The sequence below is a fragment of the Ralstonia soli genome, assembly GCF_023955655.1.
Taxonomy (GTDB): Bacteria; Pseudomonadota; Gammaproteobacteria; order Burkholderiales; family Burkholderiaceae; genus Ralstonia; species Ralstonia soli.
Window position 1 is genome coordinate 491,157 of record NZ_JAMXHT010000003.1, and the last position, 18,778, is coordinate 509,934.

Sequence of the window (18,778 nt, forward strand, 5' to 3'; positions counted from 1 at the left end):
CGACACTGGCCGTGCGCGTCGGTCTTCGGCCTGATCCGTTCGGGTTAAGGGCCGCCCCGTAAGGCTCAGAGATCGCGCAGCCATGCGGCGCACGGCATGGGGCAGCAGGCGGTCACCCCCGGATTTCGACGGAGGGCGGCATGCGCCGTTCATATGCATAATGCATAAAAGCAGTGCATTGATGCCGTACCGTAAGCAACACATTCGTCCCCTTCCATGCTGGCCGCCAACCAACTTCAACGCCGGGATCCACGCACCGGCATCACGCTGCTGCAACCTGCCACGCTTGCCGTGCGCGCGGGCAACCGCATTGCGCTCACCGGGCCGTCCGGCTCGGGCAAGAGCGTGCTGCTGCGCGCGCTGGCGCTGCTCGATCCGCACGATGGCGGCCAGGTGACATGGCACGGCCAAGCGATCAGCGGGCGCGCCGTCCCCGCCTATCGCTGCCACGTGGCATACGTGCGCCAGCGGCCGGCGCTGCTGCCCGGCACGGTGGAAGACAACCTGCGCATGCCCTATCAGTTGCACGTCCGGCGCCACAGCCCGGGATTTGACCGCGATGCCGCCATCGCCCTGCTCGCACGCGCCGAACGCGAAGCCGGCTTTCTCGACAAGAATGCCGCCGATCTTTCCGGCGGCGAAGCGCAAATCGCCGCGCTGGTCCGCACGCTACAAACAGGGCCGACCGTCCTGCTGCTCGACGAGCCCACTGCCGCGCTCGATCCGGCCTCCGCCAGCGCGGTCGAAGCCCTGCTGCAGCACTGGTTTGCGCAGGCGCCCGAACGGCACGCCTGGGTGTGGGTTACGCACGATCCCGCGCAAGCAGCGCGCATCGGCCACCAGCATTGGCGAGTGGAAGCCGGACGCCTGTCCACGGAGCCCGCACGATGAACGGACAGGACCTCACCCTCTCGGCCTGGCAGGTCGGCATTGCGGCAGCGCTGATTCTCGTGAACGGCGCGCTGTCTTTGGGGCTCGGGCTCGGCCTGGAAAAGCGCCTTGCCTGGGCCGCCGTGCGCACCGTGGTGCAGTTGCTGGCCGTCGGCTTCGTGCTCGAATGGGTATTCGCCCATGCGCATTGGGCCGTGGTGCTGGGTATCGTGGCCGTCATGACGCTGATTGCCGGGCACGCCACGGGCAGCCGCGGCGCACGCGGTTATGCCGGCTTGCGGCTGGACGGCATGCTGTCGGTGTTCGGCAGCGCGTGGCTGATCGGCGCGATCGGGCTGGTGGCCGTGCTGCACGCGCGGCCGTGGTACGAACCGCAGTACGCCATCCCGATCATGGGAATGATTCTCGGCAATACGTTGACCGGTGTGGGCCTGGCGCTGGAACGCATGACCGGCGAACTGACCGCCACACGCGATCAGGTCGAGACGATTCTTGCGCTCGGCGGCACGCGCTGGGAAGCGGCGCGCAATGCCGCACGCACCGCTGTGCGCTCCGGCATGACGCCGATCATCAACCAGATGACGGTGGTGGGCGTGGTGAGCCTGCCGGGCATGATGACCGGTCAGGTGCTTGCCGGACAATCCCCGCTGGAAGCCGTGCGCTACCAGATCGTCATCATGTTCCTGCTGGCGGCGGCCTCGGGATTGGGCACCGTGGCAGCCGTGCTGCTGGCTTACCGCCGGTTGTTCAGCCATGACCACCAGTTGCTGAGTGCCAGCATCACCCAGCGTGGAGGCGCGAAATAGCATGGCGATCGCCCTGTCCTGCGGCCTCGTGCTGCTCAATGAAGACGGTGAAGTGCTGCTCGCCCACGCCACGGAAACGCGCCACTGGGACATCCCCAAGGGCGCGCCCGACCCCGGTGAAGACCACCGCGACACCGCCCTGCGCGAAACGCGTGAAGAAACCGGCCTCGTCCTCGACGGCCACACGCTCGTTGAACTCGGCCGCTACCCGTTCCGGCGCGACAAGGAGCTGCACCTGTTCGCCACGCGCCTGCGCCGCGCAGACGTCGCGCTCGATACGCTGACGTGCACGTCGATGTTCAACAGCTATCACAGCGGCCGGCTCATCCCCGAGATGGATGCCTACCGCTGGGCCACGGCGGACAAGGTGGCGAAGTATGCGAGCCAATCGCTCGCGCGGCTGTTTGCGCAGACGTTGACGCTGGCGAGCATCGATGCGCGCCTGCGCGAGGCGGGGCTGTAGCGGTTAGGGCCTGTTGACACATAAAACGTACGCACGTTGGCCCGAGCGGTGGCCAGATGCGCGAAGGGTGGCGCCGCAAAGGGTCATTCCCTTTGCAAGCCGCCCGACAAAGCAAATGGCCTGCGCTCGGCCCAACCCGGAGGGCAAGGGTCGGATGGGCCGCATGGCGTCGTTACGGCCGGCTTGCTTAGCCCGCTAAGCGGCGCCGTCCACGCCTAGCCCTGCGGCCCATTCGACCCTTGCGTGCGCACGTTTTATGTGTCAACAGGCCCTAAACCGGCACGTCGCCCTCGATGGTCGTGCGGTGCAGCGTGCGCCGGTACGCATCGGGGCAGCCGGGCGCGAAGTGGATGGTGGAACGGTTGTCCCAGAACAGCATGTCGCCGGCGCGCCAGCGGTGCGTGTAGACATTGTCCGCGCGGATGCTGTGGGCGAATAGCGCCTCCAGCACGCTGGTGCTCTCATCTTCCGGCAGGCCGAGGATGTGCGAGGTGAAGCCCTCGTTGACGAACAACGCGCGCTTGCGAGTCTCTGGATGCGTGCGCACAACCGGATGGTCGACAGGCGGCACGGCATCGCGCTGCGCCTGTGTGAGCGGGGCGCGCCACGTCGACAGCGCGCGCAGCCGCTCATAGCGATACACGTACGAATGCACCGCGCGCCGGCCCTCGATGATGCGCTTGAGATCGGCGGGCAGCGTTTCGTACGCGCGAACCATATTGGCGAAGAGCGTGTCGCCGCCCTCTTCCGGCAGCTCGCGCGTCAGCAGCATCGAACCCAGGCTCGGCAGCGGTTTGTATGACAGATCGGAATGCCAGTCGCGCCCCGCATCGCCCAGGCCGATCGGCTTGCCGCTTTCCACCACGTTGGAGACAACGAGGATTTCCGGATGCCCCGTCAGATGGAACTGGTTGAGCACATGCACCTGCAGCGGCCCGAAGCGGCGGCTGAACCGAACCTGTGCCTCCGGCGTGAACGGCACATCGCGGAAGACCAGTAGACCATCATGCGCGAGCCATGCGTGGCGGATCGCCGCGATATCGGCATCGGAAAGATCGGCTGCGTCACCCAGGCCGAGAATCTCTGCGCCGAGCGGCGCATCGGGCAACCGGCGGACGTGGAAACGGGACGTGTGAACGGCAGGCGCTGCAAGGGCTGTATCTGCGGTTTCAGTGGCAACAACAGCGTCGGACATGATGTGGGCACACGGCGGCGAACGAATTCCACATTACACCGCCCGCGCTCACCGCATGCCAACGAAGGATTGCGCAGATCGATACGCGCTTGGTGCTCGACTATCCGTAATGCGCGCGCATGCGCTCCAGGCAAGCACGGGCATCGCCGACGACGAGGCGGCTGCTGCAGGCGATCATGAGATTGCGCGGCAGGCCGAAATCTTCCACGGCCCAACCGTCGACATCGCTGCCGTCGGTGTTCGGCACCTGCGCGATGAGCGGCACGGCAGGCACGTGGTAGCACCAGACATCCTTGCCGCGCGCGATGGCGTAGCCGATTTCGAAGCAGGTGCCGGAGTCGGGCTCATGGCCGCGAAAGTCCGCCACGTTGGCCATCACGGCGTTGGCCGAATCGATCAGCGCAACGTTCTGACGGTAGATCTCGGCGGCTGTCGATGGGCCATCGGCCTGCGGGGCGATCGTGTTGTCGAGCGGGTACAGACCAGTGAAGCCGAACGCCGCGCACAGCGCCTTGAGCGCTTCGCCGTGAGCGGCGGGTTGCGGGCGGAAAACGTCGGGCCCGGCGAGGTAGAGGCGCAGCGTCATAGCGCGATCTGGACGGATTTTGCGGTCGACGCACGCTCAACCAGCGTGCCTGGCAGCAAGACGACACGCGCATCGCCGGCCACGCCTTCGATGCGCTCGTGCACGAATTCGACGGCCTTGTACCCGATGTCGTAGGTCGGTTGCCGGATGGTGGTGATGCCGATCAACTCTGCCCATTCGGGATCATCGATCGACAGCAGCGCTGCACGTTCCTGCCATGCCTCGCCAAACCGGTTGCGCAGATGCCGCGCCACAACGAGCGCAACCGGCGCGTTGGCAACGAACAGCGCCGCCCGTTTACCGCCGTGTTGATGCGCGGCGTCGATGCGCGCATCCAGTGCCTCCAGCGCAGCATCAACCGATGCCGGATCGTTCAGGTCCAGCACGACAGTGGGCTCGGTTGCCTGCCCTCTTGCCACCATCGCCGCACGAAAAGCGGATTCGCGCTCGCGCCGCGAACTCACCTGCTGAAACGGCTGCACGATGAACTGGATGGAATCAAACCCGCGGTCGAGCAAATGCTGCACGCCAAGCCGGACGGCATTCTCATTGTCGAGTCCGATCAGATCGGCCTCAAACCCTTCGACCGTGCGATCCACCAGGACAGCGGGAATGCCGCCGCCCCGCAGCGGGCGCAGCACCGCCTCTTCCGCGCCGAGCGGGTTGACGATCAAGCCTTCGACCCGATAGGTGGTCATCAACTGGACGAAGCGGCGCTCCATCTCGATCTCGTTGGCTGCGTGGCAGATGAGCGGCATATAGCCCAGCGCATGGCAGGCTGCCTCGACGCCTTGCAGCACTTCGATCGTGTAGGGATTGGTCAGGTCGGCCACCAGCATGCCGAGCAGGCGGTTGCGGCCGCGCTTGAGGCCACGCGCCATCTGGTTCGGCCGATAGTTCAGCCGCTGGATGGCCGCCTCGATGCGCTGCCGCAGGTCGTCGGAGAGAACGTTCGTCTCGCCGTTCAGGTAGCGTGAGACGCTGGTCTTGCCGGTTCCCGCTTCGCGGGCCACGTCGGTGATCGTCGCGGGGCGCGACGAAGAGGAAAGGGAGTCAGTCACGATGCGCGTCGAAGCAGGCTATGGGCGCCGGGGGCCGAAGCCAGGTGCGAGGATCATAGCGCAAACCCTGTAGCGCTCTCACGTTGCGCGCGCTACCTCCAGCACCTCCGGATTGACCACGTTCTCGCGCAGCGTGCCCGTCAATGCCTTGACCAGGTTGTCCGCCGCGCAACACGCCATCGCATGCCGCGTCTCGTGCGTTGCCGAGCCGATATGCGGCAACGCGACCACGTTTTTCAGCCCCAGCAGCGGTGAGTCGGCCGCCAGCGGCTCGTGCTCGAACACGTCGAGACCCGCAGCGCGGATCGTGCCGTCGCGCAAGGCATCGATGAGTGCAGCCTCGTCGACCACCGGCCCGCGCGATGCATTGATCAGGATGGCGCTGCGCTTCATCTTCGCCAGCTCGGCCGCGCCGATCAGATGGCGCGTATCGGGCATCAGCGGCACTTGCAGGCAGATGAAATCGCTTTCGGCCAGCAGCGCATCGAGCGTCACCTGGCGCGCACCATACTGCGCCTCGGCCTCGGGGTGCGGATGCCGGTTCGTGTAGAGCACCCGCATCCGGAAACCGAGCGCCGCGCGGCGCGCCACCGCTGCGCCGATCCTGCCCAGCCCGACGATGCCGATTGTCTTGCCTCGAACATCCGTGCCGTAGAGCTCAGGCCCGATGCTGCGCTTCCAGTTGCCGGCCTTGACCCACTCGGCCAACTCAACCACGCGACGCGCGGATGCAAGGATCAGCGAGAACACGGTATCAGCGGTGGACTCGGTCAGCACATCGGGCGTATGCGCGAGCACGATGCCACGGCGCGTCAGGTCGGGCACGTCGAAGTTGTCGTACCCGACCGAGATCGTGGACCATGCCTTGAGCCGCGGCGCACGGTCGAGCATCCCGGGCGTGATCTTCAGGCTGGCGCCGATCGCGCCATCGGCGTTGGCAAGCGCCTCGGTCAACGCGGCGGCGCCATCCACCTGCACGAGTTCGACATGCCTGCGCAGCTCGGCTGCAACGTCTTCAGGCAAGGGCTTGTAGGCAACAACGGTGGGCTTCATCGATTCACTTTCCAGGCACAGGGTGGGCGAGCGCATACGGTTCACGCGGCTGCGGCTTGACGCACAGCGTAAGGACGACGGCGGCCAGCAGCGCGGCGCTCATGAATGCATACGATGCGAGCGGCGAGCCGGTGGCACCGTTCAGGTAGCCGACAAAGTACGAGCCGACAAACGAGCCGAGCGCGCCCATGCTGTTGATCAGCGCCATCGCGCCGCCGGCAACGTTCTTCGGCAGCAGTTCTGGCACGATCGCGAAGAACGGGCCATAGGGCGCGTACATCGCGGCACCCGCAACGACCAGCAGCACATACGACATCCAGAAATGCGATGAGCCCAGAGCAAACGACGCCGCAAACGCCGCCGCCCCGACCAGCAGAAACGGCCACACGAAGCCGCGCCGCGAACCTACCTTGTCGGACGCCCACGACGCTACGAGCATCGCAATCGTGGCGGCGAGGTACGGCAGCGCCGACAGCCACCCCGTCTCGACCATGCCGAGCGACGAGCCGTTCTTCACGATCGACGGCAGCCACAGCACGAAGCCGTAGACGCCGATGCTCCAGCAGAAATACTGCGCGCACAGCTTGATCACAGCCGGCGAGCGGAAGGCTTCACCGTAGTTGCGCATTGGCTTGATGGTGGCCTGCTCCGCCGCCAGTGCCTCCTCCAAGTCACGCTTTTCCGGCGAGCTGAGCCACGGTGCCTGCGCCGGCTTGTCCTGCACCAGGAACCACCAGCACACGGCCCAGAGGATGGCCGGCACGCCCTCGGCAATGAACATGTTGCGCCAGCCGAATTCGCGGATGAGGTAGCCCGACACCACCGACATCCACAGCACCGTCACCGGGTTGCCGAGGATCAGGAACGTATTCGCACGCGAACGTTCCTGTTTCGTAAACCAGTTGCTGATGTAGATGAGCATGGCCGGCATGACGGCCGCCTCGACCACACCAAGCACAAACCGGATCGCCAGCAGCGACGGGATGTTGCTCACAACACCCGTAAGCGCTGCGCACAGGCCCCAAAGTATGAGGCTTGCGAACACCAGCTTCTTCACACTGCGGCGCTCCGCATAGATCGCGCCCGGGATCTGGAAGAAGAAGTAGCCCAGGAAGAACAGCGCGCCGATCAGCGACGAGAGCCCCTGGCTGATCCCCAGGTCGTGGTTGATGCCGGCGGCCGCCGCGAAGCCATAGTTCGCACGATCGAGGTAGGCCAGGCTGTAGGTGATGAAGACGATCGGCATGATCATCCACCAGCGCCGGGCAGCAAGTTGCGTTGCCATGGTTGTGTCTCCTTTGATGGTTTGCGTTGCCCCCAAACGAGGCCGCGGTCGAAGCGCCGCGTTACAGGCTGATGAGGGGTTCCGGCTCGCACACCGTGCGGCCGGGTTGTTCGAGAACATCGAGTGCGGCGCGCGTGGGCAGGCCTTCGGAATCGCCGATCACCTGGATCGCCAGCGCACCGATCCGGTTGCCGCGCGCCACCGCCTGTTCAGGCGACTGGCCTTCGAGCAACGCGCTCACGACGCCCACGGCAAAGCCATCGCCAGCGCCCACCGTATCGACGACGCGTTCGACGCGCACGCCATCCGCCACGCCCTCGGCGCCGTCGGCGGTCTGGTAATACGCACCCGCGGCACCGAGCTTGATGGCGACACCACGCGCGCCCCGGTCAAGATAGAAGCGCGCAATATCGGCCGGTGAGTCATAGCCCGTCAGTTGCCGCCCTTCAGCCAAGCCCGGCAGCACCCAATCGGAAAGTGCCGCCAGTGCGTTGAGCGTGCTCACCATCTCGACGGCGGAGGGCCACAACGTTGGGCGCAGATTCGGATCAAACGAGATCGAACGGCCCGCCGCGCGCATCTCTTGTGCAAGGTGGAACGCCAGCTCGCACGACGTTGCAGAGATCGCAGGCGCCACGCCTGTCAGGTGCAGATGGCGCGCGCCAAGCACGTAGTCGGCGACATAGTCGGCGCGCGACAGCCGGCTGGCGGCCGAGCCCTTGCGGAAATACTCCACGCGCGGGTCGCTGCCATCATCGGCGCGCGACTTCAGTTGAAAGCCGGTCGGATACTGCGGGTCCACGACCACGCACGACGCGTCGATCTGCTCGCGCGCGAGCGTTTCCAGCACGTAGTCGCCAAAGGAATCCCGACCAACCCGGCTCACATAGCCGACGCGGAACCCCAGGCGGCTCAAGCCGACCGCCACGTTCAGGTCTGCGCCGGCAATCCGTTTCGTGAACTGCGTGGCCTGTGCGAGCGGCCCGGGCGCGGTCGCCACGAACATCGCCATGGCTTCGCCGTAGGTAATGACGTCCAACGGGTGTGACATACGTAAGCTCCTTCGATGTGCTGTAGCGATCAAGCGGCCTTGAGCCACGTGACGTGCCGATGGGCGTCGGCTGCGAGGTCCACCGTGTCGAACGGGAATTCGATACCGCGCGGCACGTCGCCCGGCAATGCGGCCAGCACCTCGGCGAACCGCGCATCATTGCCGGCCGGGGCCACAGCAAAGCGTCGCGCGCCCTCACCGGCCACACCCTTGCAATGGATGTATTCGACATACGGAGCCAGCGCCTGTGCGCATGCGAGCGGCGCCTCACCCGGCCATTGCCAGTTGCCGACGTCGAACGTCATGCCGAGCAGATTCGCCACGCCTGCCGCTTCAAGCGCGGCAAACAGTTCACGGAACTGCGCGAGCGAGCCGCCCACTGCAGCTTGACCGTTCTCGACCAGCACCCGTGCGCGCGCGCCCCGCAGCAACTTGGCAAGCACCTCCGCCGAGGCATCACCGGCAAAGCCACCCAGTTGGAACTTGACGATGCGCGCGCCCACGGTTTCGGCCTCTGCCAAGGCGCCGCGCACGGCTTCGCAATCCAGTGCTCCCGCATCGGTGTACAGCGTGGCGGGCGTCGAATAAACCGACCACAGACCATGCGCCGCAATCAAGCGGCCGAGCGCGGCCAGTGCGTCGGTCGATACCGCGCCGTCGAGCGCAGCCGGCAGCAGTTCGCGCCGCACTTCAAAGCCCGCAGCCCCGGCCGATGCCGCGACCGGGACGTAGGCGTGATGCCCCTGCTCATGCACCTGTGCGACGCCGAACGCGCTCGCCACGATCACGATGTCTGCCATTTGTACGCTTTTCTCCGAATGGAACCGGTTCCAATGGAACGTATAGTGGTCGGCGCGATGCGCCAGCGCTATAGAGGAAATCCCTAGCGGCAGGCCCGGAATGCGACTTGCCAGCCATTTCTGGCGGCAGTGAGTGCGATGGTGGGATGGGAAAAGGCGCGCAGGCTTGGCGGTGCTGAAAACGACCGACAATACCCAACGGGCGTAGACGAAGAAGCCATGGCGCGGATCGTCAGTACGATCTGCAGACAAACAAAAAGGGCCGACAGTGTGACCTGTCAGCCCTTCGAATTTTGGTGGGTCCTGCGGGATTCGAACCCGCGACCAATAGATTAAAAGTTTGTTTGAACTCCGCTACCTGCAGATTCACCATCTTTCACGAGCCTTTACGCAGAGCCAGATGGAGCCTATTCTAGCTTTCACGGGGTTAGGCAGAGATGCACGGTAATTCACCAATCTCATAACCCCAGCATAACCCTGGAGGAGCATATGACCCGCTCCCTCACCTTCACCAAGGCGACTCTGGATGCCCTTCCCCCTGCCACCTCAGGTTCGCGGGACACCTACCACGACTCCAAGACACCCGGCCTGCAACTCCGAGTTACGGAGACCGGCGTAAAGACGTTCTCGGTCTACCGATGGCTCAAGGGCGACAGTAAGCCGCAACGCACAACGCTTGGTCGCTATCCCCAGATGACCATTGATCAGGCCCGCACTGCGGCGGCACAGGTCAACGCTGTGGTCGAAGGTAGAGGCAATCCAGGAGACGAACGCAGAGCGAAGCGCGCCAGCGGCATTACGCTGCGCGAAGCCTTCGCGGAGTTCCTCCTCGCTCGGAAGAGCCTGTCCCCTCGCACGGTCTACAGCTACGAACGCATCATGGGCTTGCATGCGGAGGAGGATCGGACGGACGCTAGGCGCCCCAAGCACAAGCCTCGTCGCTCCGGGGCATCGTTTAAGGACTGGCTGGACAAGCCCATCGTGTCAATAACCAAGGATATGGTGGCACAGCGGCACGCAAAGATGGGAGAGCATTCGCCTGCGCAGGCTAACGGTTCCATGCGCGTACTGCGTACGGTGTTGAACTTCGCGGCAGCCAAGTACGAGAACAGCAAGGGAGAGCCCATCATCGGGGAGAACCCCGTGAGACGTCTGTCGCAGACGCGAGCATGGTATCCAGTGGCCCGACGCAGCACGGTGCTGCGCCAACAGGACCTAAAGCCGTGGTTTGCCGCTGTGTTGGCTCTCCCTACAGTAGACGGAGGCAGTCAGCGAGTAGCGAATGCCAAACCAGAAGACGTCCGTGACTATCTACTGTTCCTGATCCTGACAGGCGCTCGGCGCACCGAGGCGGCTAAGCTGCGATGGGATCAAGTGGACCTCATAGCTCGCACCTTCACGTTCCACGAGACGAAGAACAAGCAACGTCACACGTTGCCACTGTCGGACTACCTCTTCGACATGCTGTCTGCCCGGAAAGAGGCGGCTGCAGGCGACTACGTCTTCCCGGGTACCGGCAAGGGAGGCTATCTAGTCGAAACGCGGCGGCAGACGGCGAAAGTGGTCGAGCAGTCTGGAGTCTCATTCACGCTGCACGATTTACGGCGCACCTTCATCACCATCGCGGAGTCGCTAGACATCCCTGCTTACGCCCTCAAACGACTGCTCAACCACAAGAGCAACAATGACGTAACCGCTGGCTACATCGTGATGGATGTAGAGCGGTTGCGAGGGCCTATGCAACTCATCACCGATTACATCCTCCGTACAGCGGGATTGCGTGCATCGGCCAGCGTTAAAAGCATCGGACCACGTGCAGAAAGAAAAAATTCTCCAGAGTGATTCGTGCTCCGCATTGCGGAATTATTGCGCCGCAGGTAGCGCAACGGGGTGATTTCGCGCAGTCAGTGCGTCGTGTGCGCACATTGCGCATTGCGCAGGAATGCAATTATACGCAATATATAACCTTAAGCGACGCGCATGACCACCTACATCAACCTCCTACACCACCCTCTTCTTTCATATAATTGCTCACAGAACGGGTCGGTTGGTTGATGGAAAACTTATAGAGATGAACATCGAATTACTGAGCACAGGGCAAGCTGCAGCCTATTTAGGCGTCACCCGTCACACGCTAGAAGTTTGGCGGTCCGTTGGCCGTTATGGCCTCCCATTCATCAAGGTCGGGCGTTTAGTCAGGTACCGGAAGACCGACCTCGAAGCGTTCCTTGCCTCGCGGACGCGGAACGAGTCCACAGGCTGAGCAACCTGCCTCGTAGTGCCCTATTCCAGCTAGTACAGGTCAAGGCACGACTCGGTGCCTTCCCCCCCAAGTGTAAGCAGCACGTTCACTGCCGGTCGGCAGTGAATAACCACGCCCATTTGGAGGCCGAAATGACCGAGACGCCGTGTACCCCAGAACAACTCCTCAGCTACGCCAGACTTGGTGTCCGGCACAGCCTAGCCTGGTCCGTTGGGCCCGACAGAGTCATCCCCACCGACACTTCCCCGAGCGCCTACCGGTGGTGGGTAATCGACGCCGGTCTTCCATGGGAGTCCCGCGCGGAAATCCTTCAAGAGATGGTTCGCTCTGGCCACGTTGAGATGAGGGCCGGTGAGAAGAACGCGTTGGTCTACGTGCTAGCCAGCGCTTGAAGAACATCGTCGCCACAACAGCCCGTTGAGCGCGTTGGGGCAGGCGGTGTCCAACGCCGCTCTGCCTCGAACATATTCTGTGAATGCAATATGCCGCACCAACAAAATCCCGCTGTCGCCGCCAGTCAAGCCACTAAAAATCGGTACGACCTAACCAAGCCTAATGAAGCCGCCGAGTTCTACGTGGTGTGCGGGCATCCGGTGGTCCCTGTGCAGCCGCGCGCCAAAAACCCCTACGCCAAAGACTGGCAACAGCATCCGCTGCGCACAGTTGAAGACGTCCAGAAGCATTGGGCTGCGTATCCTGACGACAATATCGGCCTGTTCATGGGCGACGAGTACGTTGCCCTGGACTTCGATACGAAGGACGGAAAAGCGGGAGCGCGAACCCTTGCATGGCTCGCAGCCAAGTACCCGCCTGTTAGAACGACCCTGACGCAACGGTCTCAGTCAGGGGGCTGGCACAAGTTGTTCAAGCTCAAACCGGAGCAGCAGCAGAAGTTGCGGAAGCACACGAACGTGAAGCTTGGCCCGTGCCCCGATTACTCCGGCCTCGACATCATCGCAGGTAACTCGATACTCCTCGCAGCACCGTCTGCCACGCCAGTCGGCATGTATAGGTGGAAGGACCTGGATGCAGACATCGCAGAGATGCCGGACGACCTCTTCGAGCTCTTGCTAGGTCTTGAGCATGGAGGGAGAGAGCCAGCGAATGATCCGGCGCCGCAATCGCCGAGCGCTAAACCACCCAAGGTCGAACTACCCGACCATATTGTTGCGCTGCTGAAGCACGGGCACAGCACAGCGTCTGGGTACAAGTCCCCCAGCGAGGCTCGCGCTGCAGCCTACCGCGCCCTCCGCACGGTTGGCTATACCGTGGATCACATCGTTTCCGTGCTAGAGAAGAGCCCATTGAGGGATCACGCAGACACTACACGTCCGCCGCTGTCGGGCGACGCACTGCGGAAGGACGTCGAGAGCGTCTTGGCACTGCCCTATACAGGGAGCACAGGAAATACAGGCGATAGCGGCATGCCCACTCCTCGCAGCACGCCAGGATTATTCAAGGACTACGCCACGCTCTGCGGTATAGCTAACGGCCGCCGCTGGATTGTGAAAGGCCTGATCCCCTCAGACGGGACGGGGATCATCTATGGGGAGAGCGGTTCCTATAAGACGTTCGTCGCGCTCGATTTGGCCTTGCATATTGCGCATGGCATGCCGTGGTGCGGGCGAAAAACTGTGAGCGGCCCGGTTCTGTATATCGCTGGCGAAGGTGGCACCAGTCTGCGCTACCGCATTGAAGCTTGGCACCAGCGCCACGATCTGGCCCCGGACACAGCGGCTCTCCGCGTGTGCACAAATCCGCTACCACTGAACGATGCGACCTGCGTCGCAAGGGTCAAAGCGGAGATCCAACGGCTTCGCACCGAGATCGGCGACCCTGTGCTGATCGTCGTCGACACCCTCAGCCAGAACTTCGACGGTGATGAGAACTCGTCCAGCGAGATAGCTACCTTCCTCCGCACCCTTGCAACCGAAATTCGGGGGATCTGCCCAGGTTCATCACTCATCCTCATCCACCATTCAGGCCACGACAAGACGCGCGCACGGGGAAGCTCTGCGATCAGAGCCAACTCCGACTTCATGTTCCGGATGGAAGGCTTTGCTCACACGGCCAAACTGATCGGCGAGAAGATGAAGGACGCAGATCTCCCGGAACCGCTCGTGTTCGATCTGCGCGTAGTGAACCTCGACGAGGACGAAGATGGGACTCCCATCAGCTCCCTTGCGGCTGCATTCTCAGATGGTTTATCCACCTGTACTCCCGCGACGGGCCCTCGCCGGTACAGCAAGCATTACGCCATGCTGCTGACAGTGATGCGCGGCTTCAAAGAAGGAGCGCTGGAGGTCGAAATCCGCGAGGCCTTCTACAAGGCTTGCCCTCAGCTTACCGAAGAGGCTAGGCGGCAAGGCTTCAACCGCGCGCTCGAAACCGCCCAACAGGATCGCTCGATCGTTCGCTCACCAACCGGCGTTCTATCCCTGGCAGCTGGATCAACGAAAGATGCCGACGACATCGAAGCTTGAAGACATCAGACGGGACAGGACACACCTATAGGTGTGTGTCCATGTCTGTCCGGTTTTGTTCGCGATGTCCGCAAATGTCCGGTTCTGTCCGGGCTGGCGTCCGTCTGTCTAGCCAGAAAAAAATCGAACAGCGTCTCAGGCGATGAACTGACCGGCTGAAGCACTCCCCCAACGCCGTACCGTTACGCGGGTACGGTGGCGTCTCTCCTGTGCTCCCCGAGTTCACGCAGCCGGTCGGCCAAGTTCCCTAAGCGCTGCTGCGGCGCAGTAGCCATCGCGTCTCGCAATACCTGCCGCCTGTCGATAGCCAGCGCCAAGATCGCCATGGCGTCACGCGCCGAGATAGGCTTGCGCACGGTTTCGCCCTTGGTGGTCACGACATAGTCGCCGTTCTCCAGCCGATCCATGGTGGCGGCAAGTGCCAACTGAATCATCTTGGACAGAGTGGCATCGAGCTCCCCCTCCATTTCCGTGCGAACTTGCGCGACGAGGGTCTCCCACCAGTCGGTCTTCTGCCAATCGTAGAGAGTGCGGACGGGGATACCGGAGGCCTCGGCCGCGCGGCGCATGCTGCCAAGCAGGACGTACTGAATTGCGGCCAAGCGCCTGTCATCGCTGCTGTGCAAGCTGCCTTGACGATGAATAGCATCGCTCATGGCACTACCCCCCAAAATCTTGATAGCTCTATTCTATGATTTGCCAGCAAGCTCTCAACTGCCCGGCCCTGGCTCACTGGATAGGCGTCCTTTTGCTTGCCAGCCTCTGGATGCAGGGGTAGAGCCGAAAATAACGACGCCACTGCTTTGATGTAGCAACTGACGCTGGGGTAAAAGATGCAGTCCATCCTTTCAGACCAAGAGTTACGTGCGGCGTTGCACTCGATCTACGTCGCTCAGTTTGAAGCGATCAGGGCGTACCCAAAAGGGTTTACGAAGGCTGATGCAACGCGAATGCTTACCGGCCTAATGGGGGCGCGCCCGTGGTCTTGGCGCGTCATTGGAGTCACGCCTGCAGCGCTTCAAGTGTTTGCCGAGCATGACTTTAAGCGGCCACCAAGGCAGTTGCAGCGAGGACACAAACAAGACCGCGCGACTACTGCGCAGACTCTGTATTTCAATCGTTCCGAGCCGATGGAGTTGGCAGAGTTCTTTAACTTCTTCCTTGAGCGCGACAGGACGGTCATCATGACCAACGAGGAGAACAAACATCGGCCAGACAGCGTATTCCCCGACTACATCCCGATCCCTCAGCACCTCAACCTGTTTCCATGCGGCACCCTGGTGGGCTGGCAGCACCGCAAGCTGGAAACCGAGTTCCTCCGAGAGCTCTTTGCCCAACAATCGCCGGGGCATGGTGTGTTGAACGCTACCCAGTCAGCTGATGCCGCATAGATACTGGTCCAGAGTTGAGGTTACGGTCGTTAGTGCACCATGCTGTTACAGATTGATGGCAGACTGTTCTCGCCATTTCTTAGCAGTTGTAGGCACTGAGCCATAATTTCATTCTGCAGTTGTAGTTGCCTAGTCTGCTCAACGGTGTTTCGAGTCCGTTCCGGCGTACTCGTCGAGCTATCGATCTGGTCGAAGAGTGAGGTCGTAGATTTCCCCCGCAGCTCGGCCTGTTGCTGCTGCAACTGCTGGAGCGCCATTTGGTCACGGATCTGTCGTAGCAGGATCGACTGGTCTGTGTCCTGCGAGAAGGCGTCCAGTGCGACACAGGATGCGGTTACGGCGAGCACCCAGGGGAGAATTGATGGCTTCATGACCACCCCCTACTACCAGACTTGAATCGGTGATACATCCTTGCCGGGCGTGCACGTTGAAGGAGTTGCGCTCCCTTAGGCATCGCCGGTCCATATCCTGTATGCGCCCCAGAAGGCCCCAACTATGGCGCCGGACACAGCCCCACGCACTCCGCCGAAGAGAGCAAAGAATGCGGTTGCCAACCCCATCGACACCAGCACGGTAAGCGCCGCGTCGGTACGGGCGTTCTTTTGTCGCTCTTCTTCAGTCGGAATCACCCATCCGCTGAGGTCTTGTTTCTCGTCTTCGTCGCCCACGTTAGCCTCCTTGGCACTAGCAGATGGCTACCGAAGTCTCTGCCCGCTGCCCCGCTCCACAGCCAAATATAAACCACCTGGATTATTCTTCAAACCATTTGGTTTCCTGGCATCGGAATGGCTCTCCGACACTGCTGGGCATGCCCAGCCTGGAAGAAAAACACGCTTTCGCCGAACGCCTAAAGCAGGCGCTTACCCGTAGCTCGAAAAAGATCAGCTCGGCGGCTGAACTTGCTCTCCAGTTCAACCTGCGAACCACGGGCGAGCCTGTCTCAGCTCAGGCCGCGCATAAGTGGTTGGTGGGCACAGCGATGCCGACCCTCGACAAAATGGAGACACTGGCGGTATGGCTGGACGTCCCGCTGCAGTGGCTGCGTTATGGGATTCCGGAATCGGCAACCAAGCCCCGGAAGAGGAAGGCGAAAGCGGGCGATCTGGGCATCCTCTCGGCAGACGAGGCCGAGCTATTAGCACGGCTAAGGGCGATGCCCGAGGTTCGCCGCAAGCTCGTCTTGGACTTGGCTGAACAGCTCGCGCTCGACGGAGAAATGTGGGCTGGCTAGTACAGTCCATGCTGTGACAGCCCTGACCGGCCTCCGAATCGTGGTTACACCACACGCCAGCGCACCGTACGCTTTTATCGGGAAGAGTCAAAAGACAGCCAGGCGGGGCGGCGCGCTCAGGCATCATCTGTCCACCGACGAAGCCAACTGAGCGGTTCGACACCTCGTGGCGCTATTGACACTTTGACCGGCGCACGCTCGCGTCCGTCCGGCCCCTCAAAAACAAGACTGAAGAGCGAAATGGCCGAGAAGAAACAGAAACAAAAGAGTACGCCAGAAATGATCGAGGTTGGGTACGAAATATCTCGCCAAGTTTACGAAGGGATGTTACCGGCGAATAAGGCCAGCCAGCTTTTCATGTCGCGCCTAAATCTCGCACCCAACCAAGTCCGCACGGCAAACGGGTATTGGCAGTGCTATCTATACCTACTGACCCGTCGTCTTATTCAAAACACAATCTCTGAGGAAGGTTGGATGTACAACCTCGAAAGAATTTCAGCGTTAGGACCGGTGCCCTTGACCACGGCGTTGTACACACTCAATGATCACGTCGAGTACATCAAAAAGAAAAATCCATCCTACCGCGTTCCAGAACGTGTTCACGGCTTTTTTCTGGCTAAGCTCTCCGAGATAGATGCAGGTATTGCGGAATCTATCGATCTGGACCTTCAAGTCGGGAAAGCCCTGCTCGCAACAGAAGACGAGCGCAAGCGAGCCATCACGCTAATGCCTCGAATCCCTGAAAAGATGACGGTAACAACGACTGTTTACCGAAGAAATCCGTACGTCATCGCCCAAGTCCTTTGTCGATCAAAGGGAAAGTGTGAGGGCTGCCGTAAGCCAGCACCATTCTTCCGGCCTAACGGAAGCGCGTACCTCGAAGTGCACCATATTCAACGCCTTGCAGATGGCGGACTCGATACTGAAGAGAACGCACTAGCCCTTTGTCCTAACTGCCATCGAGAACGACACTTCGGGGCTGCGTACTCGATTGAAAACTCCGAGCCTGAGTAACTGCGTAGACGCCTTACCCTCCTAGCGGAGGCGATGCTGCCAAGGGCGGGCAAGAAACATAAAGCCACCTCACGCATCACTCAGCCTGGGCGACGGCAAAGTCCGACAACCTGCCGTCCAAGACGATGTGCAATATGCAGTCAGAGCGCTGTATCGCCTCCATGGCGCGTGGTGCGAGCCAAGGTGATCCAATACGCCGCTCAAGGGAAGCACTACTTCGCCTCAAGAGGGGCGATAGACACGAGCTTGCCAGCAGAGAATTTGTATTGCGCGGGCTCGGATGCCACCTTGCCATCGCAGTGCGGACACGGGACATGAATAGCGCCATTGACCGTCAATTCGATTGGAGGCACGTCAGGGGTAATATCTCCCTCAAGCCCGCAGGTGGTACATATCCCGCGTAGTATTGGAGCCGTCCCGGAAGGTAGAGAAGCGAACGTCATAACTTCACTGGGGACAATGTAGTTGCCTAGAAGCGGATGTCCCCGGCTTGCTGCCACAGTGCGGTAGGTGTTGGTAATGCCGCCGATAAACGCGAGAACACCGTCATATTGGTCGCAATCGAATCCACCGACCCAGTGAGTGCCGTTGTCATACCAGTATTCACGCCCGGCCACACATATGGCGCGCAAGTAGGCCGTCTCCTCTTTATAAAGCCTCTTGTATCGCTCACCCTCGTTCAGATTGTTTCCTGAGAGGTCTGTCTTCAACGCAAAAAGCACTGAACGCACCTTTTCGATCTGATGTTGCTCAACGACCTTCCCTTCCTTGCGCTGGCCAGGTAGGTATCCGAAATTGAGTTGCAGGTCCTTCGCGCTTTCGTGTGCCTGCGTTAGCTCAGAGGCATTGAGCGTAGTCTTCACTTCGATCGCGTAAAGGACGGACTCGATCGGAAATACCCCCACCTTGTCGTCCAAGAGGACCGGCGGCAGTATCGATCGGTCGTAGAGGATGATGTCGACCTGCCCCGATAAGCGCCCTGTGTAACTTTCGACAATTTGCCCGGTCCCGATACCGATGTCGGATGGCAGCAGGGGGCGAAACAGTTGGCCCACTAGAATCTCAAGCACTGTTCCTTTGACTCCTTGGTGGGTGAGGCCGGCGGCCGCCCTCGCGTGCTCGACAGCGGAAATGACCTTAGCCCTGAGGAGCGCCTGATACTGGTTTTTATCAGCCATGGTGAATGCCGTATGCGGTTACGTTCT

Annotated in this window: 20 protein-coding genes; 9 read left to right on the top strand and 11 right to left on the bottom strand. The window is 61.6% G+C overall.

Going from position 1 to position 18,778, the window contains the following annotated elements; translation table 11 throughout:
* Positions 1 to 216 precede the first annotated feature (216 nt).
* Genes NG900_RS09340 through NG900_RS09350 form a run of 3 tightly spaced genes read left to right on the top strand, consistent with a single transcriptional unit; the run spans position 217 to position 2,160 of the window.
* Positions 217 to 891, top strand: a complete 675-nt coding sequence (locus NG900_RS09340) for an ABC transporter ATP-binding protein (RefSeq protein WP_252679537.1) — start codon at positions 217 to 219, stop codon at positions 889 to 891.
* Positions 888 to 1,697: an ABC transporter permease gene (locus NG900_RS09345; RefSeq protein ID WP_252679539.1), complete on the top strand. Its 810-nt coding sequence runs from the start codon at positions 888 to 890 to the stop codon at positions 1,695 to 1,697. The genes NG900_RS09340 and NG900_RS09345 overlap by 4 nt, the downstream gene beginning before the upstream one ends.
* Before the next feature lies 1 nt (position 1,698).
* Complete coding sequence (locus NG900_RS09350) at positions 1,699 to 2,160, top strand: NUDIX domain-containing protein (RefSeq protein ID WP_252679541.1); 462 nt, start codon at positions 1,699 to 1,701, stop codon at positions 2,158 to 2,160.
* A gap of 271 nt (positions 2,161 to 2,431) precedes the next feature.
* Here the strand turns inward: NG900_RS09350 and NG900_RS09355 are convergent, their stop codons facing one another.
* The 7 genes from NG900_RS09355 to NG900_RS09385 form a co-directional block, all read right to left on the bottom strand.
* Positions 2,432 to 3,355: a TauD/TfdA dioxygenase family protein gene (locus NG900_RS09355; protein ID WP_252679543.1), complete on the bottom strand. Its 924-nt coding sequence runs from the start codon at positions 3,353 to 3,355 to the stop codon at positions 2,432 to 2,434.
* A 100-nt stretch (positions 3,356 to 3,455) separates the two neighbouring features.
* Positions 3,456 to 3,941 carry a nucleoside 2-deoxyribosyltransferase gene (locus NG900_RS09360; RefSeq protein WP_252679545.1) on the bottom strand — a complete coding sequence of 162 codons (486 nt, stop codon included), beginning with the start codon at positions 3,939 to 3,941 and terminating at the stop codon, positions 3,456 to 3,458.
* On the bottom strand, positions 3,938 to 5,002 hold the full coding sequence (locus NG900_RS09365; protein WP_252679547.1) for a LacI family DNA-binding transcriptional regulator: 1,065 nt from the start codon (positions 5,000 to 5,002) through the stop codon (positions 3,938 to 3,940). The genes NG900_RS09360 and NG900_RS09365 overlap by 4 nt, the downstream gene beginning before the upstream one ends.
* A gap of 78 nt (positions 5,003 to 5,080) precedes the next feature.
* Positions 5,081 to 6,055, bottom strand: coding sequence for an NAD(P)-dependent oxidoreductase (locus NG900_RS09370; protein ID WP_252679549.1), 975 nt, complete (start codon positions 6,053 to 6,055; stop codon positions 5,081 to 5,083).
* 4 nt (positions 6,056 to 6,059) lie between these two features.
* A complete protein-coding gene (locus tag NG900_RS09375) occupies positions 6,060 to 7,340 on the bottom strand; it encodes an MFS transporter (RefSeq protein ID WP_252679551.1) in 1,281 nt (426 codons plus the stop codon).
* Between the two features lie 61 nt (positions 7,341 to 7,401).
* Complete coding sequence (locus tag NG900_RS09380) at positions 7,402 to 8,391, bottom strand: sugar kinase (RefSeq protein ID WP_252679553.1); 990 nt, start codon at positions 8,389 to 8,391, stop codon at positions 7,402 to 7,404.
* Between the two features lie 29 nt (positions 8,392 to 8,420).
* Positions 8,421 to 9,191: a sugar phosphate isomerase/epimerase family protein gene (locus NG900_RS09385; RefSeq protein ID WP_252679555.1), complete on the bottom strand. Its 771-nt coding sequence runs from the start codon at positions 9,189 to 9,191 to the stop codon at positions 8,421 to 8,423.
* A 489-nt stretch (positions 9,192 to 9,680) separates the two neighbouring features.
* Between NG900_RS09385 and NG900_RS09390 the strand changes: the two genes are divergently transcribed.
* From NG900_RS09390 to NG900_RS09400, 3 genes are all read left to right on the top strand, one after another.
* A complete protein-coding gene (locus NG900_RS09390) occupies positions 9,681 to 11,033 on the top strand; it encodes a tyrosine-type recombinase/integrase (protein WP_252679557.1) in 1,353 nt (450 codons plus the stop codon).
* A gap of 229 nt (positions 11,034 to 11,262) precedes the next feature.
* Complete coding sequence (locus tag NG900_RS09395; RefSeq protein WP_252679562.1) at positions 11,263 to 11,454, top strand: helix-turn-helix domain-containing protein; 192 nt, start codon at positions 11,263 to 11,265, stop codon at positions 11,452 to 11,454.
* Between the two features lie 482 nt (positions 11,455 to 11,936).
* Positions 11,937 to 13,937: an AAA family ATPase gene (locus NG900_RS09400; protein WP_252679563.1), complete on the top strand. Its 2,001-nt coding sequence runs from the start codon at positions 11,937 to 11,939 to the stop codon at positions 13,935 to 13,937.
* Between the two features lie 182 nt (positions 13,938 to 14,119).
* On the opposite strand, the gene NG900_RS09405 is transcribed toward NG900_RS09400, so the two are convergent.
* Positions 14,120 to 14,593, bottom strand: coding sequence for a hypothetical protein (locus NG900_RS09405; RefSeq protein WP_252679564.1), 474 nt, complete (start codon positions 14,591 to 14,593; stop codon positions 14,120 to 14,122).
* Positions 14,594 to 14,770: 177 nt separating this feature from the next.
* Between NG900_RS09405 and NG900_RS09410 the strand changes: the two genes are divergently transcribed.
* Positions 14,771 to 15,328, top strand: a complete 558-nt coding sequence (locus NG900_RS09410) for a hypothetical protein (RefSeq protein WP_252679565.1) — start codon at positions 14,771 to 14,773, stop codon at positions 15,326 to 15,328.
* A 29-nt stretch (positions 15,329 to 15,357) separates the two neighbouring features.
* Here the strand turns inward: NG900_RS09410 and NG900_RS09415 are convergent, their stop codons facing one another.
* Both NG900_RS09415 and NG900_RS09420 read right to left on the bottom strand, forming a co-directional pair.
* Positions 15,358 to 15,699 carry a hypothetical protein gene (locus NG900_RS09415; RefSeq protein ID WP_252679567.1) on the bottom strand — a complete coding sequence of 114 codons (342 nt, stop codon included), beginning with the start codon at positions 15,697 to 15,699 and terminating at the stop codon, positions 15,358 to 15,360.
* 75 nt (positions 15,700 to 15,774) lie between these two features.
* Complete coding sequence (locus NG900_RS09420) at positions 15,775 to 15,996, bottom strand: hypothetical protein (RefSeq protein WP_252679568.1); 222 nt, start codon at positions 15,994 to 15,996, stop codon at positions 15,775 to 15,777.
* 23 nt (positions 15,997 to 16,019) lie between these two features.
* Between NG900_RS09420 and NG900_RS09425 the strand changes: the two genes are divergently transcribed.
* Positions 16,020 to 16,559: a transcriptional regulator gene (locus tag NG900_RS09425; protein ID WP_420804134.1), complete on the top strand. Its 540-nt coding sequence runs from the start codon at positions 16,020 to 16,022 to the stop codon at positions 16,557 to 16,559.
* A gap of 240 nt (positions 16,560 to 16,799) precedes the next feature.
* Positions 16,800 to 17,573: an HNH endonuclease gene (locus NG900_RS09430; RefSeq protein WP_252679569.1), complete on the top strand. Its 774-nt coding sequence runs from the start codon at positions 16,800 to 16,802 to the stop codon at positions 17,571 to 17,573.
* Positions 17,574 to 17,785: 212 nt separating this feature from the next.
* Here NG900_RS09430 and NG900_RS09435 read toward each other — a convergent pair whose 3' ends face one another.
* Positions 17,786 to 18,751: a DUF6602 domain-containing protein gene (locus NG900_RS09435; RefSeq protein WP_252679571.1), complete on the bottom strand. Its 966-nt coding sequence runs from the start codon at positions 18,749 to 18,751 to the stop codon at positions 17,786 to 17,788.
* Positions 18,752 to 18,778: the final 27 nt, after the last annotated feature.

Coding starts and splice junctions, on each gene's coding strand:
- NG900_RS09385 (WP_252679555.1), bottom strand. CDS start 9,191: ATGGCAGACATCGTGATCGTGGCGAGCGCGTTCGGCGTCGCACAGGTG.
- NG900_RS09350 (WP_252679541.1), top strand. CDS start 1,699: ATGGCGATCGCCCTGTCCTGCGGCCTCGTGCTGCTCAATGAAGACGGT.
- NG900_RS09425 (WP_420804134.1), top strand. CDS start 16,020: ATGGCTACCGAAGTCTCTGCCCGCTGCCCCGCTCCACAGCCAAATATA.
- NG900_RS09435 (WP_252679571.1), bottom strand. CDS start 18,751: ATGGCTGATAAAAACCAGTATCAGGCGCTCCTCAGGGCTAAGGTCATT.
- NG900_RS09380 (WP_252679553.1), bottom strand. CDS start 8,391: ATGTCACACCCGTTGGACGTCATTACCTACGGCGAAGCCATGGCGATG.
- NG900_RS09410 (WP_252679565.1), top strand. CDS start 14,771: ATGCAGTCCATCCTTTCAGACCAAGAGTTACGTGCGGCGTTGCACTCG.
- NG900_RS09400 (WP_252679563.1), top strand. CDS start 11,937: ATGCCGCACCAACAAAATCCCGCTGTCGCCGCCAGTCAAGCCACTAAA.
- NG900_RS09355 (WP_252679543.1), bottom strand. CDS start 3,355: ATGTCCGACGCTGTTGTTGCCACTGAAACCGCAGATACAGCCCTTGCA.
- NG900_RS09430 (WP_252679569.1), top strand. CDS start 16,800: ATGGCCGAGAAGAAACAGAAACAAAAGAGTACGCCAGAAATGATCGAG.
- NG900_RS09345 (WP_252679539.1), top strand. CDS start 888: ATGAACGGACAGGACCTCACCCTCTCGGCCTGGCAGGTCGGCATTGCG.
- NG900_RS09370 (WP_252679549.1), bottom strand. CDS start 6,055: ATGAAGCCCACCGTTGTTGCCTACAAGCCCTTGCCTGAAGACGTTGCA.
- NG900_RS09375 (WP_252679551.1), bottom strand. CDS start 7,340: ATGGCAACGCAACTTGCTGCCCGGCGCTGGTGGATGATCATGCCGATC.
- NG900_RS09360 (WP_252679545.1), bottom strand. CDS start 3,941: ATGACGCTGCGCCTCTACCTCGCCGGGCCCGACGTTTTCCGCCCGCAA.
- NG900_RS09395 (WP_252679562.1), top strand. CDS start 11,263: ATGAACATCGAATTACTGAGCACAGGGCAAGCTGCAGCCTATTTAGGC.
- NG900_RS09415 (WP_252679567.1), bottom strand. CDS start 15,699: ATGAAGCCATCAATTCTCCCCTGGGTGCTCGCCGTAACCGCATCCTGT.
- NG900_RS09340 (WP_252679537.1), top strand. CDS start 217: ATGCTGGCCGCCAACCAACTTCAACGCCGGGATCCACGCACCGGCATC.
- NG900_RS09405 (WP_252679564.1), bottom strand. CDS start 14,593: ATGAGCGATGCTATTCATCGTCAAGGCAGCTTGCACAGCAGCGATGAC.
- NG900_RS09390 (WP_252679557.1), top strand. CDS start 9,681: ATGACCCGCTCCCTCACCTTCACCAAGGCGACTCTGGATGCCCTTCCC.